Source organism: Thermoanaerobaculia bacterium, assembly GCA_035717485.1.
GTDB lineage: Bacteria > Acidobacteriota > Thermoanaerobaculia > UBA5066 > DATFVB01 > DATFVB01.
The window spans coordinates 1-5823 of the sequence record DASTIQ010000244.1; the positions used below are offsets into that span (position 1 = coordinate 1).

General features: G+C 71.2%; 6 protein-coding genes. 1 reads left to right on the forward strand and 5 read right to left on the reverse strand.

Annotated elements, in window-relative coordinates; translation table 11 throughout:
* The 3 genes from VFS34_13075 to VFS34_13085 form a co-directional block, all read right to left on the reverse strand.
* Nucleotides 1–205 (reverse strand): hypothetical protein (locus VFS34_13075; protein HET9795380.1); only part of this gene is annotated, 205 nt, incomplete at its 3' end.
* An 8-nt stretch (nucleotides 206–213) separates the two neighbouring features.
* Nucleotides 214–3297, reverse strand: coding sequence for a CHAT domain-containing tetratricopeptide repeat protein (locus VFS34_13080; GenBank protein ID HET9795381.1), 3084 nt, complete (start codon nucleotides 3295–3297; stop codon nucleotides 214–216).
* Nucleotides 3298–3350: 53 nt separating this feature from the next.
* Nucleotides 3351–3830: a DinB family protein gene (locus VFS34_13085; GenBank protein ID HET9795382.1), complete on the reverse strand. Its 480-nt coding sequence runs from the start codon at nucleotides 3828–3830 to the stop codon at nucleotides 3351–3353.
* Between the two features lie 49 nt (nucleotides 3831–3879).
* On the opposite strand from VFS34_13085, the gene VFS34_13090 reads away from it, so the two are divergent.
* Nucleotides 3880–5046, forward strand: a complete 1167-nt coding sequence (locus VFS34_13090) for a pyridoxal phosphate-dependent aminotransferase (protein ID HET9795383.1) — start codon at nucleotides 3880–3882, stop codon at nucleotides 5044–5046.
* Between the two features lie 30 nt (nucleotides 5047–5076).
* On the opposite strand, the gene pth2 is transcribed toward VFS34_13090, so the two are convergent.
* Together pth2 and VFS34_13100 are read right to left on the reverse strand one after the other, a co-directional pair.
* Nucleotides 5077–5418 carry an aminoacyl-tRNA hydrolase gene (pth2, locus tag VFS34_13095; protein HET9795384.1) on the reverse strand — a complete coding sequence of 114 codons (342 nt, stop codon included), beginning with the start codon at nucleotides 5416–5418 and terminating at the stop codon, nucleotides 5077–5079.
* The coding region (locus VFS34_13100; protein ID HET9795385.1) for a hypothetical protein at nucleotides 5415–5823 on the reverse strand (409 nt) is incomplete at its 5' end. The genes VFS34_13100 and pth2, both read right to left, overlap by 4 nt.

Below are 5823 nucleotides of genomic sequence, written 5' to 3' on the forward strand. Positions count from 1 at the left end.
CGCCCGACCGAATCTTCTCGATCGCGATCCGGAACGTTTCCTGGAAGAGGTCGTCGATCGCCGGGGCGTCGCGGCGCGCGGTCGCGAGGACGACCGACACGGGCCGCTGATACCGGCACACGAGCTCCTCTTCCGCGGAGAGATCCCCTTCGCGGATGCGCCGGACGAGGGATTCGGGCTCGGCGGCGCGATCTTCCGTCGGCATGGACGCGCTCAGTTCCAGTCGCCCTGCAGCGTGAAGGCCGCCCAGTAGTAGGGAGACGCCCACCGCCGTTCCTGGCGGATCGCCCGCTGGGCCGCGCGGAGGGCGGCGGCGGGCCGGAGGCCTTCCGTGAGGATCGCTTCGTAGAATCGCTTCATCAGTTCGGCGGTCGCTCGGTCCGGAACCTTCCACAGGGTCGCGACGATCCGGGGGGCGCCGGCGTACATGAATCCGCGCGAGAGTCCGAGCAGCCCTTCTCCGCGCACTTCCTTGCCGACGGCCGTCTGGCATGCGGAAAGGACCACCAGGTTGGCCGAAAGGCGGAGCGAATAGACGTCCCGGGTCTGCAGGAACCCGTCGACGGGGTCGCCGCGCTCGTCGACGAGGGAGAGAACGATCCCCGAAAGCTCCGGGTGCTTTCCGTCGAGGATCGCGTGGCTCGCGAAATGCACGATGCCGGCGCTCGCAACGTCCGCGCTCATCGCCGTCGCCCGGCTCGCGCGGAAGTCGAGCGCCATGAGGGTGCGGCGCGCGCCGGCGAGCGCGCCGATCGCCTCCGCTTCCCTCCGGCTCGCGCCGAGGCGATCGAGCCGCGCGAGACCCGCGTCCTGGATCGATCGCGTCACGCGGTCTTCGTCGCCGCGCCGCGCCGTCGCCGGCGAGGCGGAGCCCGATAGCACGCGCGGGTCCCGCCGATCGAATACCGGATCGGCGAGAACGGCGACGCGGAGCCCGGGCGCGGCCCGGTCCGCGGCTTCCCGCCGAAGGACCGCGAGCGTCGTCGCCGAGGGGACGCTCACGATTTCGTGGCCGGCGAGAAGCGGATCGCCGGAGCCCGGGGAGGGAAGCGCGGCGAACGGAACGTACAGCAGCGCGCCTTCCGGCACGATCGCGATCCGCCTGTGCCGGATCTCCCGGGCGACCGGTCCGAGAAGCATCCCTCCGAGGGCCGCCGCGGCTTTCGCCGTCGCGGCGGGATCGTTGCCGCCGTCGCTGCAGGCCGCCGCAAAGCGTCGGGCCGCCGCCTCGACCACCCTTCGGCTCGGCAACGTCCGGCTCGTTGTTCGCCCGGCGGTCACGGCCCAGACGAAGCTCCGCTTTTCGCCGAGGGCGTACTCGAGGAGCACCGTGTCGGGATCCAGGACCTTGTCCTGGATCTCCCGGGCCGTGAGCGGCTGAGGGCGCTCGAGCGCCGCGAAGCGCGGGTCGGCGGCCCGGATCTTCCCCTGGATCTCGTCGTGTTCGGCGAGAAGGGCGTCGAGCGGCCGTTCGTCGGCGCCCGGCGGAGGCACCGGCGCCGTCCCGGCGAGCCGCTGCGCCTCGAGCCGCCGCCGGGCTTCGATCTGCGACTCGATCGACTTCTCCCGCTCGAGGAGCGCCGGGTCGATGCTCTGCCGCAGATCGATCCGGGCGGCGGCCAGGAAATCGACGAGGCTCCGCGCCTTCGATCGCTCGCTGGCATGGAGGGCTTCGGCGCTCCATCCCCGGTCCGGCTCCTGCGCGTCGAGGTCCATCAGGATGTCGATCAGGAGGTCGTAGCGCTCGTGCGTCGCCGCCAGGTAGAGCGCCCGCTCGCCGAGCGCCGGGATCGCGCCGCGCGTCGATTCGGTGAACCTCAGCGCGTCTTCGATGTCGTGCCGGGCCGCGTCCAGGTTTCCCAGGGCCCTGTCGGCTCGGGCGAGATTGACCAGGGCGATCGCCTCCGTTCCGCGGTCGCCGGTGGCGCGGATCATCGGCAGCGCCTCCCGGAAAGCGTCCAAGGCTCCGGCGGCATCCCCCATTTCGAGGCGCGCGCGGGCGATGCAGGCGACGGCGCTCGCCTCGTGCCGCCGGTCGCCGACCGCATGTTGCATGGCGCGTGCGGTTTCGAATTCGGCGAGAGCGGCCTTCGGACGGCGTTCCGCGAGCTCGGCGAGGCCGATGTGGCTCACCGTCGCCGACTCGGCATTCCGGTCGCCGACGTCGCGGAGGAGGGGAAGAGCGAGCCGGTACCGGCGGAGCGCGCCGGCCGCGTCCCCGCGGTCGAGGCACACGGTCCCGAGCGAATAGAGCGTCACGCCTTCCATGTGCCGGTTCCCGAGATCGCGAAAGCGCGCGAGAGCGACGTCCATGTCCGCCTGCGCCCGCTCGAGTTCACCGAGAACTTCGAGATTGACCGCGCGGTTCCGGAGGATGGCCGCCTCCATTGCCCGGTCGCCGAACGCGCGCGCCTCGTCGATCGCCTCGCTGTAGCGCGCGACGGCGTCCGGATAGTCGCCGAGCGCGCTCCGCGCGCCGCCGATGTTGGAGAGCGTCTCGGCGAGGCCGCGCACGTCGCGGTCTTCCCGGCGGATCGCGAGCGCCTGCCCGAGGTTCTCGAGGGCCGCCCGCTGGTCACCGGTGCGGAGCAGCGCCACGCCCACTTCGTCGAGCGCGGACGATTCGCCGCGGCGGTCGCCGACTTCCCGCCAGAGGGCGAGCGCCTGCCGCGCGCGGTCGAGCGCGAGGTGGAAGTCGCCGAGCCATCCCAGCGTGTCCGTGACGCGGTCGAGGCACGCGGCCTCTTCGCGGCGATCGCCGATCGCGCGCCAGAGGGCGATCGCCTCTTCGTATTTCTGGAGAGCCTGGCGGGACGTCGGCTCCGTCGCCTGCGCGAGAAGCGCGTCGCCCGCGGAACGCGCGCGCTCCGCGTCGATCCGTTTCGAGTCCTCCGGGGTCGCCGGGCGCGGCGCGTCGATCGAGAGCCGGTATCTTCCCCTCGGGGACTTGTCGTTCCTCAGACGGATCTCGATCCGGCAGCTCTCCGCGCGGGGAGAGACGGCCGAGACGGTGACGGGATCGCTTTCGTCGGCAGCATTGTCGGCTTGCGCGAGTTCCGCGCCCGACGCGGAGAGAATCCGGACGGACGCGTCGAGATGATTCTGTTCGACCACGACGTGGAGGAACTGGCCCGCGGAAAGCTCGATCGGGTAGGCGTCGACGCGGCCGGGGGAGAGCTCGGATTCGATCGGCGAGCCCGGCGCGACGCTCCTGCTGCTTTGCGCCGCGGCCATCGGATTTCCGACGCCGAGAGCCAGCGCGAGCATTCCGCAGATCGCCCCGCCTTTTCGAGACATTGCCGTTCGCTTCCAGTGTACCGCCGTTGCCTTGGAATTGGACGAAAACCCGTTCAGCGGCGGCCCCCGACGGCGGGGAGGAGCGCTTCGATTTCCGCCCGATGCGAACGGTCGTGCTCGAACATGCGAAGCGGAATCTCCCCGAGACGGAGGGGGCCGACTCCCTCCTGCACGCCGGAGCGGCACCGCTCTGCCTCGGTCGAGCGCCGGAGCGCCTCGACGTTGCGACCCCGGGCCCCGGCGAATGCCGCCAGCCCCTCCGCGAGGTCGCGTTTTCGGTAATCGCGCTCGGCCGCCACGCCGGCACCGTCGAAATCCGGGAGGACGGGCGCGTCCTCGGTGAGCAGCCGCCGGATCCTCTCCCCGAAGCCTTCCGTTTCCAGATCGGCGAGATGCCAGACGTGCTCGACGTAGGAGAACGCATCGGGTTCCGGCCGCACGCGGGTGCGGTCGTCGGAGAAACGGGTTCGCAGGCTTTCCAGATAAGACGGCATCGCGGCGAGGCGAACGAGCCGATCCTCCCACTCGTCCATGACCGGGATTATCCTCCGACTCCGTCGGCGCCCTCATAGAATCGCTTCCGTGCTTTTCTCGCGACGCACTCCCGCCGATCTTTCCGAGAATCCTCTCGCGGCCGCGCTGCGCGCGCGCTCCGAGCCGTACGTCGACCTGACCGTGTCGAATCCGTCGGCGGCCGGCCTCTCGCCGTCCGAAGAAGAGCTTCGCGGCGCTCTCTCTCCCGCGGGGTCGGCGGCCTACCGGCCGGACCCGCGAGGCCTCGCGTCCGCCCGGGAGGCGGTCTCCGCTTCCTACGCCGCCCGCGGAGCGGACATTCACCCGGACCACATCTTCCTCACCGCGTCGACGAGCGAGGCATATTCCTTCCTGTTCAAGCTGCTCGCGGATCCGGGCGACGCGCTCCTCGTTCCCGAGCCGAGCTACCCGCTTTTCGAACATCTCGTGCGGCTCGAAGCGCTGTCGGCGGTCCCGTATCGGCTTCGCCTGCCGCCGCCGGAACATCGGTGGCGGCTCGACTTCGCCACGATCGAGCGCGGCCTCGACGGGGGCGCGCGCGCGGTGCTCTCGGTCCACCCGAACAACCCGACGGGGAGCTTCGTCTCCGGCGACGATCGCCGCCGGCTTCTCGCTCTCCTCGACCCGGGCCGACACGCGCTCGTCTCCGACGAGGTGTTCCTCGATTTCGCCGTCGAGGGCGGCGCCGATCCCGCGGCACCCGCCGCGTCCGCGAGGGGCGGTCCCCTCGCGTTCTCCCTCGGCGGCATCTCGAAGTCCTGTGCGCTGCCGCAGATGAAGCTCGCCTGGATCGCGATCGGGGGCGAGCGCGCCGCCGCCGCGGCGGCGGCGGACCGGCTGGAGCTGATCGCCGACACGTATCTCTCGGTCGGAACGCCCGTGCAGCTCGCGCTCCCGCGCCTGTTCGAGATCGGATTCCGCGCGGGGGAGCGGATCCGGGAGCGGCTGAGGGGGAACCTCGCCGCGCTCGACGCGACGCTCGCGCGGATTCCCGGCTCGAGCCGCCTTCCCGTCGAAGCGGGCTGGTCGGCGGTCGTGCGCCTCGCCGCGGGGAACGGAGATCCCGCCGGGATGCTCCTCCGCGACGCCGGGGTCCTCGTTCAGCCGGGATGGTTCTTCGATTTCGCGGAGGACGACGTCGTCGTCGTGAGCCTTCTTCCCGAGCCCGCCGAGTTCGGTTCGGGGTGGGAACGCATCGTCGCGGCCCTCTCCTGACGGAGCCCGGCGAAGCGGGAAATCCGCGGCTCAGCGGGCGAGTTTCAAGGTCCCGGTGATCGAATCCACGGCCGAGTCCTCCGCGGGCCCGATGCCGAGGCACGTCGGGGTGCCCTCGGGCACGACCGTCCGCCCGGCATCGCGAATCAGTTCGGCCGGGAGGGCGGCGCCGAGGGCCCTTTCGTGGATCTCGAGGAGCTCGGCTTCCGTCGCGCAGCCGAGGACGACCTTCGGCATTCCTTCGGCGAGCCAGGCGCTCCGCGCCGCCGCGGGAGCCTGGAGAAAGGCCGCGACGGCGGCGTGCGCGGCCTGGGCGGCGAGCTTTCCGCGGGGCAGCCGGAGTGATTCGTCCACCACGATCACCTGCTTCACGACGGCTCGACGACCTCGAAGATCTTCCAGCGAGCGACGAACCGGCCGCCGCGGAGCGCGCCGGTCCGGGAAGCGTAGATCAGCCGGAAGTGCTTGAGAGGGAGCGGCCCCGCCGCGTCGAAGTCGTAGAGGCGCGACTGCATCGTCCGGAAATAGGCGGGCGTCGGCGCCGCGCCCCGCTCGGTCACGACGACGTACGGCGCGCGGCCGAGGATCCTGCCGTAGTCGTTCATCTTCGGCGTGAGATCGGTCACCGCGATCCAGCGAGATCGCCGATCGCGGGCGATCGTCAGCGCTTCGTCTTCCGATTCGGCGAGAAAGAACCGGATCGAATCGAGGAATCCGTAACCGAAGGCGTCGGCCGGCGTCGGGAGCTCCGCGTAGTACGTCACGAAATGGCCGAGC